The organism is Alistipes communis (genome assembly GCF_006542665.1).
Taxonomy (GTDB): Bacteria; Bacteroidota; Bacteroidia; order Bacteroidales; family Rikenellaceae; genus Alistipes; species Alistipes communis.
This window is the reverse complement of the sequence record NZ_AP019735.1, coordinates 1,420,522-1,436,413: the sequence shown is the minus strand read 5'-3', so window position 1 is coordinate 1,436,413 and position 15,892 is coordinate 1,420,522. Positions and strand designations below refer to the sequence as shown.

Here is a 15,892-nt window from a genome sequence, read left to right as displayed (position 1 = left end):
ACGAGCCGGAGCGAGTTGCAGGCCGCCGCGCGGGGCGGTGACGGACTGCCGACATCGCCGGGCGATGCTCCTCTCGGCACGAAACGTCTCCGGCCGTTTATGCGGACGGATATTTTATTTTTCACGCTTAATTTTATTTATTGCGCAGCTTTGCGTAATTTTGAATCCGAAACCGAATGCCATGTCACAAGAAAACAATACGACACCGTCCGCACGCAACCGCGAAGCCTACGCCGCACTGACCGAAATGGGTGGCAACGTCCCGCCGCAGGCCGTCGAACTGGAAGAGGCCGTGCTGGGTGCGCTGATGCTCGAAAAGGACTCGATCATCACCGTACAGGAATTCGTCACCCCCGAAGCCTTCTACACCGAGGAGCACCGGTTGATCTACCGCGCCATCGAGGAGCTGTCGTCGGAGTTGAAGCCGATTGACCTCTACACCGTCACCGAGCGGCTCAAAGTCAAGAAGGAGCTCAAAAAGGTGGGCGGCGCCTCCTATCTGGCGCAGCTCACGCAGAAGGTCGGTTCGGCCGCCAACGTCGAGTTCCACGCCAAAATCGTGGCGCAGAAGTACGTGCAGCGCGAACTGATCCGCTCGGCCACGGAAATTCAGCGCCGTTCCTACGACGAATCGACCGACGTGACGGACCTGATCGGCTTCGCCGAGCAGGAGATCTTCAAGGTGGCCGAAGGACACGTGAAACGCTCCGTGCAGTCGGCAGCCGACGTGCTGGCGCGCACGCTGGCGCAGATCGAGGAGAACGCCAAGAACAAGAGCGCCTTCAACGGCGTGCCGTCGGGCTTCATGGCGCTCGACCGCGTGACGATGGGCTGGCAGCCGTCGGATCTGATCATCATCGCCGCCCGCCCCTCGATGGGTAAGACGGCCTTCACGCTCACCATGGCGCGCAACATGTCGGTCGACCACGAGCAGGCGGTCGCCTTCTTCTCGCTCGAAATGCCGGCGCACCAGCTCATGATGCGTCTGGTGGTGGCCGAGACGGGCATACCGGGCAACGATCTCAAACTGGGACGGCTCTCGCCCGAACAGTGGCGCCACCTCGAATCGGCCACCAAGCCGCTGGGAAGCGCCAAACTCTTCATCGACGACACGCCGGCGCTGTCGGTCTTCGAGTTCCGCTCGAAGGCGCGCCGTCTGAAAATACATAACGACATCAAGATCATCATGATCGACTACCTGCAACTGATGACCGGCGGCCCGCAGGCCGCCAAGGGAGGCAACCGCGAGCAGGAGGTGTCGTTCATCTCGCGCACGCTCAAAGCCATCGCCAAGGAGCTCAACGTCCCGATCATCGCCCTTTCGCAGCTGAACCGTTCGACCGAGTTGCGCGGCGGCTCGAAGCGGCCGCAGCTGTCGGACCTGCGCGAGTCGGGCGCCATCGAGCAGGACGCCGACATCGTGGCCTTCATCCACCGTCCCGAATACTACGGCATCAACCAGGACGAGAACGGAATGCCCACGGCGGGTATGGCCGAGCTGATCATCGCCAAGCACCGCAACGGCGCCGTGACCGACGTCAAGCTGCGCTTCCTGAAAGATCAGGCGCGCTTCGCCGACATCGACGACGCCGACCTGCTGCCGGGCGGCGCGCCCGCACCGGGGCAGCAGTACGACGATTTCGCCAGCGATTCGAACGCACCGGCAGGCTTCGCCCCCGGTCCCGCATCGATGGTCTCCACCGAATTCGACATCACGCCCCGCCCGCTCGGCGACGAAGCCCCCTTCTAAGGCCATGTTCGTCCGTATCGCAGCAGGAGCCGTCGCAGGCATCGACGCCGTGACGGTCTCGGTCGAGGTCAACGTCGCCGCGGCCGGACAACTGGGCCTCTTTTTGGTCGGGCTGCCCGACAACGCCGTCAAGGAGAGCGAACAGCGCATTCGCTCAGCCTTCGAAAACACGGGGCTGCGGATGACGGGCAAGAAGCTGGTGGTCAACCTCGCTCCGGCCGATCTGCGCAAGGAGGGGGCGGGTTTCGACCTGCCGATCGCCGTGGGCATCCTCGCCGCCACGGAGCAGGTTCCGGCCGAGGCGCTCGACGGGACGATGCTGGCGGGCGAACTGTCGCTCGACGGGACGCTCAAACCTGTGCGCGGCATCCTTCCGATGGCCGTCAAGGCCCGCGAAGAGGGGCTGCGGCGTCTGATCGTCCCGTGCGACAACGCCTGCGAAGCGGCCGTGGTCGAGGGCGTGGAGGTGATCGGTGCGGCATCGCTGGGCGAGACGGTGGAGTACCTGCGCGGCGACCGGACGATCGCACCGGCGGCAGCTTCCGCCGCCTTCGCGGAGGAAGAGGGCGGCTACGCCGAAGATTTCGCCGACGTCAAGGGGCAGGCGGCCGTCAAGCGGGCGCTCGAAATCGCGGCGGCGGGCGGCCACAACGTGCTGATGATCGGCGCGCCGGGTTCGGGCAAGACGATGCTCGCACGCCGGCTGCCCTCGATCCTGCCGCCGCTGACGCTCGACGAAGCGCTCGAAACGACCAAGATCCACTCCGTCGCGGGCAAGATCGGAGCGCACCGCGGCCTGCTCGCCGAACGGCCCTTCCGCGCACCGCACCACCTCTCGTCGCAGGTGGCGCTCATCGGCGGCGGACAGTCGCCCCGTCCGGGCGAAGTGTCGCTGGCGCACAACGGCATCCTCTTTCTGGACGAGCTGCCCGAATTCGGCCGCAACGTGCTCGAAGTGCTCCGGCAGCCCCTCGAAGAGCGGCGCATCACCGTCTCGCGGGCGCGTTACAGCGTCGAGTATCCGGCCAACTTCACGCTGGTGGCGGCGATGAATCCCTGCCCGTGCGGCTACTACAACCATCCTACGCGCGAATGCACCTGCCCGCCGGGCGCCGTACACCGCTATCTGGGCCGTATCTCCGGCCCGCTCATGGACCGCATCGACCTGCACATCGAGGTGACGCCGGTATCGATTCAGGAGATGGCCTCCGCCGAACGCGGCGAACCGAGCGCCGCGATCCGCCGGCGGGTCGTCCGCGCCCACGAAGTGCAGCGCGACCGATTCAGGGGCGTGGCCGGCGTCTACACCAACGCGATGATGACGGGCCGCATGGTGCGCGAATACTGCCCGATCGACGCCGAAGCGCGCACGCTGCTCGAACGGGCCATGGAGCGGCTCAGCCTCTCGGCACGCGCCTACGACCGCATCCTGAAAGTGGCGCGCACGATCGCCGATCTGGCGGGCGACGAGCGGATCGGCACGGCGCCGATCGCCGAGGCGATCGGCTACCGCTCGCTCGACCGCGAGTCGTGGGGACGATGACTGAAAAAATTAAGAATGAATATTACATACAGATGAAACGGGTGATTCTTTCAGGCGGCGGCACAGGCGGCCACATCTATCCGGCCGTCGCAGTGGCCGAAGCACTTCAACGCCGCTGCGGCGACGGGGTGGAACTCCTCTTCGTCGGCGCCGAAGGCAAAATGGAGATGGAGAAGATTCCGGCGCTGGGCTACCGCATCGTAGGGCTGCCGACGGCGGGACTGCAACGGCGGTTCGCGCTGTCGAATCTGGCGCTGCCCTTCAAGGTACTCAAAAGCGTCGGCCGTGCGCGGCGCACGATCTGCGAGTTCGGCGCCGACGTCGTGGTGGGATTCGGCGGCTACGCCTCGGGGCCCGTGCTGTGGGCCGCGCAGCGATCGGGAATCCCGACGCTCATTCAGGAGCAGAACTCCTACGCCGGTCTGACGAACAAGATCCTCGCACACGGTGCGCGGCGTATCTGCGTGGCCTACGACGGCATGGAGCGCTTCTTCCCCGCCGAGCGGATCGTGCACACGGGAAATCCCCTGCGCGGACGCTTCGCCGTGCCGACCGAGGCCGACCGGCTGGAAGGACTGGCAGCTTTCGGATTGGACGCCGCACGCCCCACGGTGCTCGTCGTGGGCGGCTCGCTGGGCTGCCGCACGCTCAACGAGACGATGAAGGCGTGGCTCGCGCGGCAGGAGTTCCGGCCGCCGTTCCAGGTGATCTGGCAGACGGGCAAATATTACGAGGCCGAGATGCGGCGCTTTCTCGAAGAACATCCCGCGCCGGGCGTCTGGCAGGGGGCCTTCATCGACCGTATGGACCGCGCCTATGCCGCGGCCGACGTCGTGGTGTCGCGCAGCGGCGCCTGCTCCGTCTCGGAGCTGTGTCTGGTGGGCAAGCCCACGCTCTTCGTCCCCTCGCCCAACGTGGCCGAAGATCACCAGACCAAGAACGCGCAGGCGCTCGTCGACCGGCAGGCTGCCGTTCTGGTCGCCGACGCCGAAGCGCCCGCACGGGCCATGGAGACGGCGGGCGAACTGCTCGCCGACCCCGCACGGAGGACGCTGCTCGCCCGCAACATCGCGGCGCTGGCCGTGCCCGACGCGGCGGAACGGATCGTCGACGAAATCGAAAAAATCTGGTAAGATGGAGATACAACGCATCTATTTCATCGGCATCGGCGGTATCGGCATGAGCGCGCTGGCCCGCTATTTCCTCCACGAAGGCCGCGAGGTGGCCGGCTACGACCGCACGCGGTCGGCACTCACCGAGGCGCTCGCGGCCGAGGGAGCCGCCATTCACTACACGGACGACACGGCGGCCATTCCCGCCCCGTTCCGCGAGCGGGAGGGCACCGTGGTGGTCTACACCCCCGCCGTGCCGGACGACCACGCCGAACTGAGCTGGTTCCGAGACCACGGCTTCACCGTCGAGAAACGGTCGCAGATGCTGGGCCACCTCTCGGCCGGCAAATACGTGATGGCCGTGGCCGGCACGCACGGCAAGACCACCACCTCGACGCTCGTCGCATGGCTCAACCGCGAGGTCGAAGGGGCCGGAAGCGCCTTTCTGGGCGGCATCTCGAAGAACTTCGGCAGCAATCTGGTGCTGGGCGACGGGCCGCGGCTCGCAGTCGAAGCCGACGAGTTCGACCGCTCGTTCCTCCGCCTGCGGCCCGACGTGGCGGTCGTCACGGCCGTAGACGCCGACCATCTCGACATCTACGGCACCCACGAAGCCGTGAAGGAGGCCTTCGCACAGTTCATCGAGCGCATCCGGCCGGGCGGCGCGCTGGTACTCAAAGCAGGCGTCGACGTGGCGCTGCGCAACGACGCCGTCACGGTCTACCGCTACGCCTACGACACCCCCTGCGACTTCTACGCCCGCGACGTGCGGCTCATCGAGGGCGGACACTACCGCTACGATCTGGTCACGCCGTCGGGTGTGATCGCCGACTGCACGTTGGGGATCCCCGGCTGGGTCAACGTCGAAAACGCCGTGGCGGCCGTCGCGGCGATGTGGTGCGCCGCCCGCGCCGAAGGAGGGACGCTCGACACAGAGCGACTGCGGCGTGCGCTGGCAGCCTTCGAGGGGGTCAAACGCCGCTTCGAATTCTACGTCAATACCCCGCGGCAGGTCTACATGGACGACTATGCCCACCATCCGCGCGAACTGGCCGCCGCGCTCACCTCGGTGCGGCGGATGTTTCCCGGCCGGCGCGTGACGGCGGTCTTCCAGCCGCACCTCTACACCCGCACGCGCGACTTCTACCGCGAGTTCGCCGAGGCGCTGTCGCAGGCCGACGAAGTGCTGCTGCTGCCGATCTATCCCGCACGCGAGGAGCCGATCGAGGGCATCGCCTCCGAGATCATCGCCGAACGGGTCACCGTACCGTGCCGCATCGTCGGCCGCGAAGCGCTGGCGGCGACGCTCGGCGCAGCCGCGACCGACGTGGTCGTCAGCTTCGGGGCGGGCAACATCGACGCCTGCTGCGATGCCGTGGCGGACGTATTGCGTAAAAAAGCCTGACGGATGCCCAGACCGCTGCGATACACGCTCATCGGGCTGCTGTGGGCCGCCGTGGCCGGGTACATCGTCTACTCGGCCGCACGGGTGCGGACTCACCGGCGACAGCTCGTCGTGCAGCGGCTCGATATCGAGATCGCCGACAGTTCGTCGCACGGGCAGCTCGTCACGGGCGGCGCAGTACGGCAGTGGCTGGCGCGCAGCGGCGTGAAAACCGTCGGTGCGGCGGCGCGCGAGGTCGACCTGCGGAGCATCGAAGGACTGATCCTGCGCAACGGGTTCGTGGCCGACGCCACCGCCTCGATCGACTACGGCGGCGTGCTGCGCATCGCCGTACGCCAGCGCCGTCCCGTCGTGCGGCTGCTGTTCGACGGCTACAACGCCTACGCCACCGACGAAGGGTATCTCTTCGCGGCGCCGCAGTCGTCGGCGCTCTACGTTCCGGTGATGACCGGTTCCTACGCCCCGCCCGCTCCGGCCTCCTACACGGGATCGATAGCGGATTACACCGCCGCGCGGATCGCCGAATCGGAGGGCCGCATCGCCGAGATCGAACGCGAAAAATATCCTCTCTACCGCGCCGAGCGCGAGAACGACGAAAACATCAAGGCGCTGCGGCGCATGACGATCAAGAAAGGGCTGTTCGAACGCCGCGAAAATTTCGAGCGCCGCGTGAAGGAGCTGCGTGAAAAAAAGGCGCGGCTGCGCCGCGAATACCGCTATACGGCGCGGGTCTTGCAGGAGCGCATCGATAAAATCTCCGCCCGGCAGGCGGCCGAACGGGAAAAACAAAAAAAGTTGCGGAAAAGCTACGAAGATTTCCTGAAACTGCTTAACTTTGTGGTGCTCGTCGAAAAGGACGATTTCTGGCGATCGGAGATCGTCCAGATCGTCGTGGCGAAAGGCCCGGACGGAGCGCCCGAGATCGAACTGGTACCCCGCACGGGCAGCCATACGGTGATCTTCGGCAGCCCCGACGACGCGGAGGAGAAACTCGCGAAACTGCTGACGTTCTACCGCCGCGGATTGCGGAACATCGGATGGGAAGAGTACCGCACGATCAACGTCAAATACAAAGAACAAGTGGTGTGCACAAAATAGAGCGTCTGCACCGGAGCGGCGGCCGAAAGACCGTCCGCAAGGCAAACGCCCGATGAAACAAAGCTGACAAACGTGGAGAAGAAGAATTACATCGTCGCAATCGACCTGGGATCGTCGAACGTCGTGGTGGCCGTCGCCGAACGCGACGCCGAGGGACGTCCGGTCGTCCGCAGCATCGTCTCGAAACCTTCGCAGGGAGTGAAGGCGGGCATGATTACGAATATCGAGCAGGTGAGCAATTCCATCAAGGCGGCCGTCGAGGCCGTTGGCGAGGAGCTGGGCATCCGTATCACCGAAGCCTACACCGGCATTTCGGGCGATTTCGTACGCTGCGCCCGCCACACCGACCACGTCTTCACCTCCGATCCGCAGAACGGCGTCAACCGCACCGACGTGGAGGCGCTGTTCGACCGTATGCGCAACGTGCAGGCCCCCGACGACGAGACGATCATGGAGCGCATCCCGCAAAACTACCTCGTGGACGAAAACCAGGAGGTGGCCGACCCCGTCGGATCGTTCGGCAAGCGGCTCGCATCGACCTTCAACTTCATCCTTTGCGCCAAAACCCCGATCGAACGGCTCAACCTGGCGCTGCGCCGGCTGGGCATCCGCTCGCTGGGGATGTACGCCAACGCGCTGGTGACGGGCGCCGCCGTCCTCTCGGCGGACGAGAAGGAGGAGGGTGCGGCCGTGGTCAACATCGGCGGCGGCGTGACCGACGTGGCGGTCTACTACCGCAACGTGCCGCGCTACATCGCCACCATCCCCATGGGGGCGGGGGCGATCAACAACGACATCCGCACGCTGGGCATCCTCGAACGCCACGTGGACAGCCTCAAACGCAAATTCGGTTCGGCGGTCGCCGAGCTGGCGCCCGAAAACAAGATGGTGAGCGTCAAGGGACGCACCGCCAAGGAGACCAAGGATATCCTGCTGCACAACCTGGCCGTGGTGATCGAATCGCGCGCCCGCGACATCGCCGAATACGTCGCGCAGGAGATCCGGGATTCGGGATTCGGCGACAAGCTGGCCTACGGCATCGTGCTGACGGGCGGCTCGGCGCAGTTGCAACATATCGACGAACTGTTCCGCCGCGTAACGGGCATGGAGGTCCGCATCGGCACGGCCGAAGAGGCCGTCGACGAGACGTCGCGGGAAAAGGTCGCTTCGCCGGCCTACTCGACGGCCGTCGGACTGCTGCTCCGCGGCGCCGCCCACGGCGACTGCGCCGTGACCGATATCCCGCGTCAGGGAGGTGCGGCACAGCCCGCCGGGCCGACGATCCCGCGCGCGACCCCTTACTCTGCCGGGAAGCCCGCGACAGGCGTTTCGGCAGCGCCCTACACACCGCGGCCCGCGGCCGCACCGACTCCCCCGCCGACGACACCCGCGGCGAACGCCGCAACGGAAGGGGCGGCGCAAGGGGCCGCAGCCGAAACCGCCGAGACGCCGCATCGTCCGAAACGGGGCCTGCTCGACAAGCTCAAACAGAAGTTGGGAACCCGCCTGGACGACTTCTTCACCGGATCGGAAGACGAAGAAATCTGAGTCGCCCGACCGGGCAAGGCGGCGGGAAGCCGAAACAATACGAACGAGAAAACACAAAACCGGCCGGCAACCGGAACGAACGCCCGACGAAAAAGAGGTTAAGGAATTATGAGTGACGATCTGATGAACGAAATTGCTGCGGCAAAAGATAAATCTTCGATAATCATGGTGGTGGGCGTCGGCGGTGCCGGCGGCAACGCCGTGAACCACATGTGGAACCTCGGCATCAAGGACGTCGGGTTCATGGTCTGCAACACCGACGCACAGGCGTTGGACAACAGTCCCGTCGAGGAGAAGGTGCAGCTGGGGCGTGAAGGTCTCGGTGCGGGCAACGATCCCGAAAACGGACGCAAGGCGGCCATCGAATCGCTCGACGACATCCGCCGCAGGCTCGAAGCGGCCGGCACGCGGATGCTCTTCGTGACGGCCGGTATGGGCGGCGGCACGGGCACGGGCGCATCGCCCGTAATCGCCAAACTGGCGCATGAAATGGGCATCCTCACCGTCGGTATCGTCACCTCGCCGCTGGCCGTCGAGGGCAAGATCCGCTACGAACAGGCCTTTCGGGGCATCGAGGAGCTGAGCCGCAACGTCGATTCGCTATTGGTCATCAACAACGAGAACATCGTCGAGATGTACGGCCGCCTCTCGCTCAAACAAGCCTTCGGCAAGGCCGACGACATCCTCGCATCAGCTGCCAAGGGCATCGCCGAGATCATCACCGTCGAAAGCGACATGGTCAACGTCGACTTCGCCGACGTGTCGAAGGTGATGCGCGACAGCGGCCGCGCCCACATGTCGGTGGCTACGGCCGAAGGCGAGCACCGCGCCGCAGAGGTGGCCCGCGCGTCGCTCGAATCGCCGCTGCTCGACCATACGCTCATATCGGGCGCGAAAAACATCCTGCTGAACATCTCGACCTCCGACGCCGATTCGCTGGCGCTGGACGAGGTGATGGAGATCCTGAAATACATCCAGTCGCACGCCAGCGTACAGGCCCCCGACGGCACGGTGCACGACGCCAACATCATCTGGGGCACGAGCGTCAAACCGCAGCTGGGGCGGCGCATCGAGCTGGTCGTCGTGGCGACGGGATTCGACAGCGCGGCGATCGAGCGCGCCGCGAAACCGGTCGTCCCGCCCGCCGACATCCTCGCCGCGCAGCCCCGCGAAGAGAACACGGTGCTCGAACCGATCAAACCGCGCCCCGTGCCGACGCTGCGGCCCATGACGCAGGTGATGCTGGGCGAACGGCCGACACGTTACAAGAACATCGAGGCGCAACTGGCCGTGCCGGCCTACCGGACGCGCAAGGCCGAGCTGATCGTCGAGACCTCGACCAGCCGCAAGGAGGTGCTCAAGGAGGAGGGCGACGCCGCGGCGAAACCTCCGCAGGAGAAGGGCGGCTCGCTCTTCGACTGATCCGTCGGCAGGCAGTGCAAAACGAAAATAAACGAATTTGGAAGGCAGTCTGGTCACACTCAACCCCGTAGACATCGGTCTGCTCCTGCCGGGAGCGGTCGCGGTGTGCCTGCTGGCGGTCTCGGCCCTCGTTTCGGGCGCCGAGACGTCGTTTTTCTCGCTCACACCGCACGACATACGGGACATCAAGGCACATCCCGAAAAATCTTCGAACGACGCCATTCTGCGGCTGCTCGGCGACGTCGATCAACTGCTCGCTACGATTCTGGTGGTCAACAATCTGGTGAACATCTGCATCGTCATCCTGGCCGCACGCATCATCAACCTGCTCTTCACGTTCGGCTCGGCCGGCATGCGCTTTCTCTTCGAATCGGTCATCGCCACCTTCCTGCTGCTGCTTTTCGGCGAGATCATCCCCAAGGTATTCGCCCAGAGCCGCCCCCTGCGGTTCGCCCGTACGGTAGCGCGCCCCATCCTGCTGATGCGCTGGCTGATGCGCCCCTTCGCCTACATCCTGATCCGCACGAGCAGCACGATCAGCGAACACGCCGCGCGTCGCAACGAGATTTCGCTCGACGAGCTGGCCGACGCCGTCGACATGACCGCCACCGCCTCGGCCGAGGAGCACAACATGCTCTCGGGCATCGTCAAGTTCGCCAACACCGAGGTGCAGGAGATCATGCGTCCCCGCGTGGATGTCGTCGCCGTCGGAATAGGCGACAACTACCTGAGCGTCAAGGAACGCATCATCGCTTCGGGCTTCTCGCGCATTCCGGTCTGCGACGAGGATCTGGACAATATCAAGGGAATCCTCTACGTCAAGGATCTGCTGCCCTACATCAACAACGGCGACGAATTCGGCTGGCAACAACTGTTGCGAAAAGCCTATTTCGTGCCCGAACACAAGAAGATCAACGACCTGCTGGAAGAGTTTCAGTCGAACAAGGTACACATGGCCGTCGTGGTCGACGAATACGGTTCGACGCTGGGCATCGTCTCGCTCGAAGATATTCTCGAAGAGATCGTCGGCGAGATTTCGGACGAGAGCGACGCCGTCGAAAGCGCCTACACCAAGCTCGACGACCGCAACTACCTCTTCGACGGCAAGACCCACATCGGCGACTTCGAACGCATCCTGCAACTGCCCGAAAACACCTTCGCCGACGTCAAGGGCGAGGCCGAGACGCTGGCGGGACTGATGCTCGAAATCAAGCGCGATTTTCTGAAAAAGGGCGACGTCGTGACCACGCACGACCTCCGTTTCACGGCCCACACGATCGAAGGCCGACGCATCGACAAGGTACAGGTGACGCTGCCCGAATAGACGGCCGCGCACCGGATTCCCCAACCCGCTCAATCCCGAAAAGATGACCCTCCGCTGCATCCTCGCCCCGCTGGCTTCGCCCGACACGCTTCGCGGGCAGGTGACCGATGCCGATTGGGCCGCTGCGGCCGCATTTCCGCCCCGCCGACGGGCCGAATACCTCACATGGCGCGCCGTCGTCTACCGCGAACTGGGTGCCGTGCCGATCGGCTACGACGCCGCGGGCGGCCCCGTGCTGATCGGCGATCCGCGCCATATCGGCGTCTCGCACGGGGGCGGGCACGCGGCCGTCGTGATCTCCGACCGCCCCTGTGCGGTAGACATCGAATCCGAGACACGTCGTTTCACCCGCGCGGCGGCGCATTTCCTTACTCCGGCCGAAGCCGCACTCGGCGACGATCCGCGCGTGGCGGGCGTGGTCTGGTGCGCCAAGGAGACGCTCTACAAGCTGGCCCGCCGTCGCGGACTCGACCTGCTGCGCGACCTCGCGATCGAACGGATCGACTTCGCGGCGGGCGAGGTCGTCGGCCGCGTCCGCGGCGGCGAACCGATCCCAATGCGGCTGGAATTGCGCGAAGGGCTGATCGTCGTCCACACCCTTTGATCCGCAGCGACATCCGCCGCACCGCCTTCTCTATGCAGCGACCGATCCGGAAATCGACGGCAACATACGCACCCGGACCGGGCGCACACGAAATCACCCCTGCTGCAATGTATCGCAGCAGGGGTGAAAACCGTTTCCGGCGGCGGAAAGCCCGCGTCGGTCAACTCCCGTGCAGGGGTTCCCAGCCCAACCGCAGATCGGGAAGTCCGGTCAGTTCGCGCACCGCCCGACGCCCCTCCTCGCCCAATGTAAGCGAATAGCGATTAACGAAGAGCGCGATATGACGGTCGATCACCTCGTCGTCCAACTCACGAGCGTGTTCCCTGACGAACGGCCGCGACACCGTCGGGTGTTCGAGCGCGTAGGCGATGCTGTCGTGCAACACCCGATCGAAGGTGCGACGCACCTCCGCCGGCAGTTCCCGACTCGCCACGATGCCGCCCAACGGCAGCGGCAGTCCCGTCTGCCGCTCCCACAACGCTCCCAGATCGGCCACCAGTTCCAGATTGTGCCGCTCGTAGGTAAAACGCCCTTCGTGAATGAGTACGCCCGCATCGAACGCACCCCGTTCGACCGCTGCGGCGATCTCGGAAAAGAGCACCGGCGTACGGTCGACGATCGAGGGAAAAAAGCGCAGCAGCATGGCATTGGCCGTAGTGAGTTCGCCCGGAATGGCTACGCGCCGGATCGGCGACCGGTCGCCGCGGCGCCGCACGAGCAACTGCCCGTTGCCCCGTCCGAGTGCCGATCCGCTGTCGAGCAGCGCATAACGGTCGACGACGGCCGGCAGCACGGCATAGCTGATCTTCGAAATATCGGGCCCGTCAGGCGACGAGACGCCTTCGTTCAGCTCCTCGATATCCTGGAATCCGACCTCGAACGCGAGGCCCTGCGTCGGGATACGACCGTTGAGCAACGCCTCGAACATGAACGTATCGTTGGGGCAGGGCGAAATACGGAGGCGCAACCGGTCAGTCATCGTCGTCGGCCGAAAGCCGTTTTTTCGTGACCGCCTTCTCCGACCTGCTCCGACCGCCGAAACGGCCGATCAGGAAGCCCGCCAGGAAGATCACGGCCCAGATGACGAGCGTCGTGATCTTGCCCATGGCCCAGACGTAGATCTCGCTCGAATAGAAAATCAGGAGGAAGAAGAGCACCAGCGCGGCGGCGATGCCGATCATCCATTTGGTAGATGTTTTCATAAGCCTATCGGTTTGAATTTCAAGTTTATCACCCCTTTCCGACACCCCCGGCGGATCGGCGAAAGGGAAGTCAATCCAGCGAAGAGACGGATCCGATTTCGCCGACGAGCAGCGCCAACTCCCGTGCCAGCGCCTCGCAGGCATCGGCTACGCGCCACACGCCGAAGGGTTCTCCCACGCGGTTGGAGACGGCACGCACCTCGGCGGCCGGTACGCCCAGCGCCGCAGCGACGGCGAAGAACGCCGCCCCCTCCATGTTCTCCACCTCGGCTCCGGCAGGTGCCGCCCCGCTGCGTGCGACGCTGTTAGAAACCGCCGTGCGCAGCCCCGGAACAGCGAACGTCGGACGATAGGCGTCGGCGTACCGTTCCGGCAATCCCTCCACGCGCTCCTCGGCGACGGCGACGACCTCGCCGACGGCAACCTCCGATGCGGGATAGACGCCGGCGATGCCCGCCAGCAGCAGCAGATCGGGGCGTTCGTCGACGATCGCACGCGCCGTCGCGGCGGCAGCAGCGGCAGGGCCTACGCCCGTGATGCGGTACGCGACGCCGGGACAGCGGCGCCGGAAAGCCTCGGCTTCGCCCGCCGTGGGGAAGAGGACGACCGTGCGCATACGTCTACCGGCCGACGACGGCTTCCAGCTCTTCGACCGTCACGGGGATCGTACGGTCGCCGAGGATGCGGCAGCCGGTGTCGGTCACCAGCAGGTCGTCTTCGATGCGGATGCCGCCGAAATCGAGATAGCGGCTGCGCAGCAGGTCGTAGTCGACGATCCCGCGGAACTTGCCTTCGGCTTCGCACTTGTCGACGAGCGCCGGGATGAAGTAGATGCCCGGTTCGTCGCTCAGGATCGTCCCCGGGCGCAGACGCCACGTGGCGCGGTGGAGGCAGGTAGCCGACTGCGCGGCGCGCTCGGCCACGAGCGAATAGTCGAAACTGCGCTCGCCGATGTTTTCGCAGTCGTGCACGTCCATGCCCAACCCGTGTCCCAGTCCGTGGGGCATGAAGAGGTACATGGCGCCCGCGGCGACAGCGTCGTCGGCCGAACCTTTGAGCAGCCCCACGCCGACGAGCCCCTCGGCCAGCTTGCGGTAGGCTTCGAGGTGTACCTCCTGCATGTACATCATTCCCGGGCGCACGATGCGTGCGATGTGGTCGTGGCACGCCAGCACGATGTCGTAGATCTCGCGCTGCTGCGCCGTGAAACGGCCGCTGACAGGGTAGGTGCGCGTGTGGTCGGAGCAGTAGTTCATCAGGTTCTCGCCGCCGGCATCGACCAGCAGCAGCCGTCCGTCGGCGAGCACCCCCTCCGAGTTGAGGTTGTGCAGCGTCTCGCCGTGCTGCGAGACGATCGACGGGAACGACACGCCGAGCCCCATCGACTTGGCGACGCCCTCGATCGCACCGGCGATCTCGCGCTCGACGACGCCCGCGCGGCACATCCGCATGGCGGTGGTGTGCATGGCGTAACCGATGTGGAAGGCATCCTCCATCTGCGCCACCTCCTCGGCGCTCTTGACCTCGCGCATCTCCGCGACGGCGAACATCAGGTCGACCGACTTGTAGTCGTGCAGCAGCGCAGGAGCGATCCCCAGCAGCGCCGAGAGTTGCAGCTTCGTTTCGCCGCGGTAGGGCGGCAGGTAGTGTATGCGGCGGCCGAGCCGGATCGCGGCGGCCAGATAGTCGGCCAGCGCCGCCAGCGGGCGGCAGTCGGCGACGCCCGCGCGGGCGCCTTCTTCGCGCAGCGTGGGCTGCGGCCCCGTCCAGATGATGTCGTCGACGGTGAAATCGTCGCCGAAAAGCACCTCCTCGCCCGTATCGGCGTCGATGACGCCCGCGAGCGACGGCCGGTCGAGGCCGAAATAGTAGAGGAACGTCGAATCCTGACGGAAATAGTAGGCGTTGTTGGGATAGTTGTTGGCTGAGGGCTGGTTGCCCGGCAGCAGGATCAGCCCGCCGCCCGTCTTCGCGCGCAACTCGGCGCGGCGCGAAACGTAGGTTTTGACCGGAAACATGTTCGTTGATTTTTTTCTTCCATTTCTCGCCTCGGCAATTCGAGCAAGTTCAATTGCGCTCGGCTTGACGAAATGGTTGTCTTTTTTACGTCGTCTCCCTACCGGCGGTTGCCCAGCAGCCGCAGCATGTAGAGAAACAGGTTGATGAAATCGAGGTAGAGCGACAGCGCACCCAGCAGCGCCATTTTCTGCATCGGCTCGTCGACCTCGGCGCCGGAGTAGATCATCCGCTTGATCGTCTGCGTGTCGTAGGCCGTCAGCCCGACGAAGAGCAGGATGCCGACGTAGGTGACGATCCACATGAGCATCTCGCTTCGGAGGAAGAGATTGACCACCGAGGCGAGGATCACGCCCACGAGGGCCATCGTCAGCAGGTTGCCCCACGACGAGAGGTCGCGCCCCGTGACGAAGCCGTAGAGCGACATCGCGCCGAACATGCCGGCCGTGACGAGGAACGTCAGGCCGATCGATCCCAGGTCGTAGACGAGGAAAATGGTCGACAGCGTGGCGCCGTTGACTACCGAATAGGCGATGAACATCAGCGTGGCCGTCAGGAACGACATGCGCATGATGTTGGCCGCCAGGACGAAGACGAGCACCAACTCGGCGACGATGAGGCCGAGGAAGACGAAGCGGCTGCTGAAAATCGCCTGCAACAGCGTTTCGGAGCCGGCCACCGTATAGGCCGTCAGCGCCGTCAGTGCCAGCGCCATAGTCATCCAGAGATAGACGTTGCGGAAAAGCGTCGCGCGCGCGGCATCGGGCTGCGCGGCGGCGAAGGTCGGTTTGGTTGTTTCCATTTTCGTGTCGAATGATTTTGTTATTTTGACATTTCTTTTCGTTTTCCCTGCAAAAGGCGTGCGGCG

General features: G+C 65.0%; 14 protein-coding genes. 9 read left to right on the top strand and 5 right to left on the bottom strand.

The genetic code is table 11. From position 1 onward, the window contains the following. Window positions 1–181: 181 nt before the first annotated feature. The 9 genes from dnaB to FMF02_RS05870 all read left to right on the top strand — a co-directional run bounded on the left by dnaB (window position 182) and on the right by FMF02_RS05870 (window position 11,806). A complete protein-coding gene (gene dnaB / locus FMF02_RS05910; protein ID WP_019130700.1) occupies window positions 182–1,750 on the top strand; it encodes a replicative DNA helicase in 1,569 nt (522 codons plus the stop codon). 4 nt (window positions 1,751–1,754) lie between these two features. Next, complete coding sequence (locus tag FMF02_RS05905; protein WP_141412482.1) at window positions 1,755–3,293, top strand: YifB family Mg chelatase-like AAA ATPase; 1,539 nt, start codon at window positions 1,755–1,757, stop codon at window positions 3,291–3,293. Window positions 3,294–3,325: 32 nt separating this feature from the next. Continuing rightward, window positions 3,326–4,426 carry an undecaprenyldiphospho-muramoylpentapeptide beta-N-acetylglucosaminyltransferase gene (murG, locus tag FMF02_RS05900; protein ID WP_141412481.1) on the top strand — a complete coding sequence of 367 codons (1,101 nt, stop codon included), beginning with the start codon at window positions 3,326–3,328 and terminating at the stop codon, window positions 4,424–4,426. A gap of 1 nt (window position 4,427) precedes the next feature. Beyond that, the gene (gene murC, locus FMF02_RS05895) at window positions 4,428–5,810 is read left to right on the top strand and encodes a UDP-N-acetylmuramate--L-alanine ligase (protein WP_141412480.1); all 1,383 of its coding nucleotides are present in this window, start codon (window positions 4,428–4,430) and stop codon (window positions 5,808–5,810) included. Between the two features lie 3 nt (window positions 5,811–5,813). Beyond that, a complete protein-coding gene (locus FMF02_RS05890) occupies window positions 5,814–6,908 on the top strand; it encodes a POTRA-like domain-containing protein (protein ID WP_141412479.1) in 1,095 nt (364 codons plus the stop codon). A 72-nt stretch (window positions 6,909–6,980) separates the two neighbouring features. Continuing rightward, complete coding sequence (gene ftsA, locus FMF02_RS05885; protein ID WP_141412478.1) at window positions 6,981–8,456, top strand: cell division protein FtsA; 1,476 nt, start codon at window positions 6,981–6,983, stop codon at window positions 8,454–8,456. A gap of 108 nt (window positions 8,457–8,564) precedes the next feature. Further along, window positions 8,565–9,878, top strand: a complete 1,314-nt coding sequence (gene ftsZ, locus FMF02_RS05880) for a cell division protein FtsZ (protein ID WP_141412477.1) — start codon at window positions 8,565–8,567, stop codon at window positions 9,876–9,878. A 37-nt stretch (window positions 9,879–9,915) separates the two neighbouring features. Next, window positions 9,916–11,202: a gliding motility-associated protein GldE gene (gene gldE / locus FMF02_RS05875; RefSeq protein ID WP_141412476.1), complete on the top strand. Its 1,287-nt coding sequence runs from the start codon at window positions 9,916–9,918 to the stop codon at window positions 11,200–11,202. A 43-nt stretch (window positions 11,203–11,245) separates the two neighbouring features. Next, window positions 11,246–11,806, top strand: coding sequence for a 4'-phosphopantetheinyl transferase family protein (locus FMF02_RS05870; RefSeq protein ID WP_141412475.1), 561 nt, complete (start codon window positions 11,246–11,248; stop codon window positions 11,804–11,806). A 160-nt stretch (window positions 11,807–11,966) separates the two neighbouring features. On the opposite strand, the gene FMF02_RS05865 is transcribed toward FMF02_RS05870, so the two are convergent. From FMF02_RS05865 to FMF02_RS05845, 5 genes are all read right to left on the bottom strand, one after another. Beyond that, complete coding sequence (locus FMF02_RS05865) at window positions 11,967–12,785, bottom strand: 1,4-dihydroxy-6-naphtoate synthase (RefSeq protein ID WP_162852311.1); 819 nt, start codon at window positions 12,783–12,785, stop codon at window positions 11,967–11,969. Then, entirely contained in the window at window positions 12,778–13,008 is a 231-nt protein-coding gene (locus tag FMF02_RS05860; protein ID WP_141412474.1) for a hypothetical protein, read from the bottom strand. Before FMF02_RS05860 ends, FMF02_RS05865 begins: the two co-directional genes overlap by 8 nt. A 70-nt stretch (window positions 13,009–13,078) precedes the next feature. Then, a complete protein-coding gene (locus FMF02_RS05855) occupies window positions 13,079–13,624 on the bottom strand; it encodes a phosphorylase family protein (protein ID WP_141412473.1) in 546 nt (181 codons plus the stop codon). A gap of 4 nt (window positions 13,625–13,628) precedes the next feature. Further along, window positions 13,629–15,026: an aminopeptidase P family protein gene (locus FMF02_RS05850; protein ID WP_141412472.1), complete on the bottom strand. Its 1,398-nt coding sequence runs from the start codon at window positions 15,024–15,026 to the stop codon at window positions 13,629–13,631. 98 nt (window positions 15,027–15,124) lie between these two features. Next, window positions 15,125–15,826, bottom strand: coding sequence for a Bax inhibitor-1/YccA family protein (locus FMF02_RS05845; protein ID WP_141412471.1), 702 nt, complete (start codon window positions 15,824–15,826; stop codon window positions 15,125–15,127). Between the last annotated feature and the right edge of the window lie 66 nt (window positions 15,827–15,892).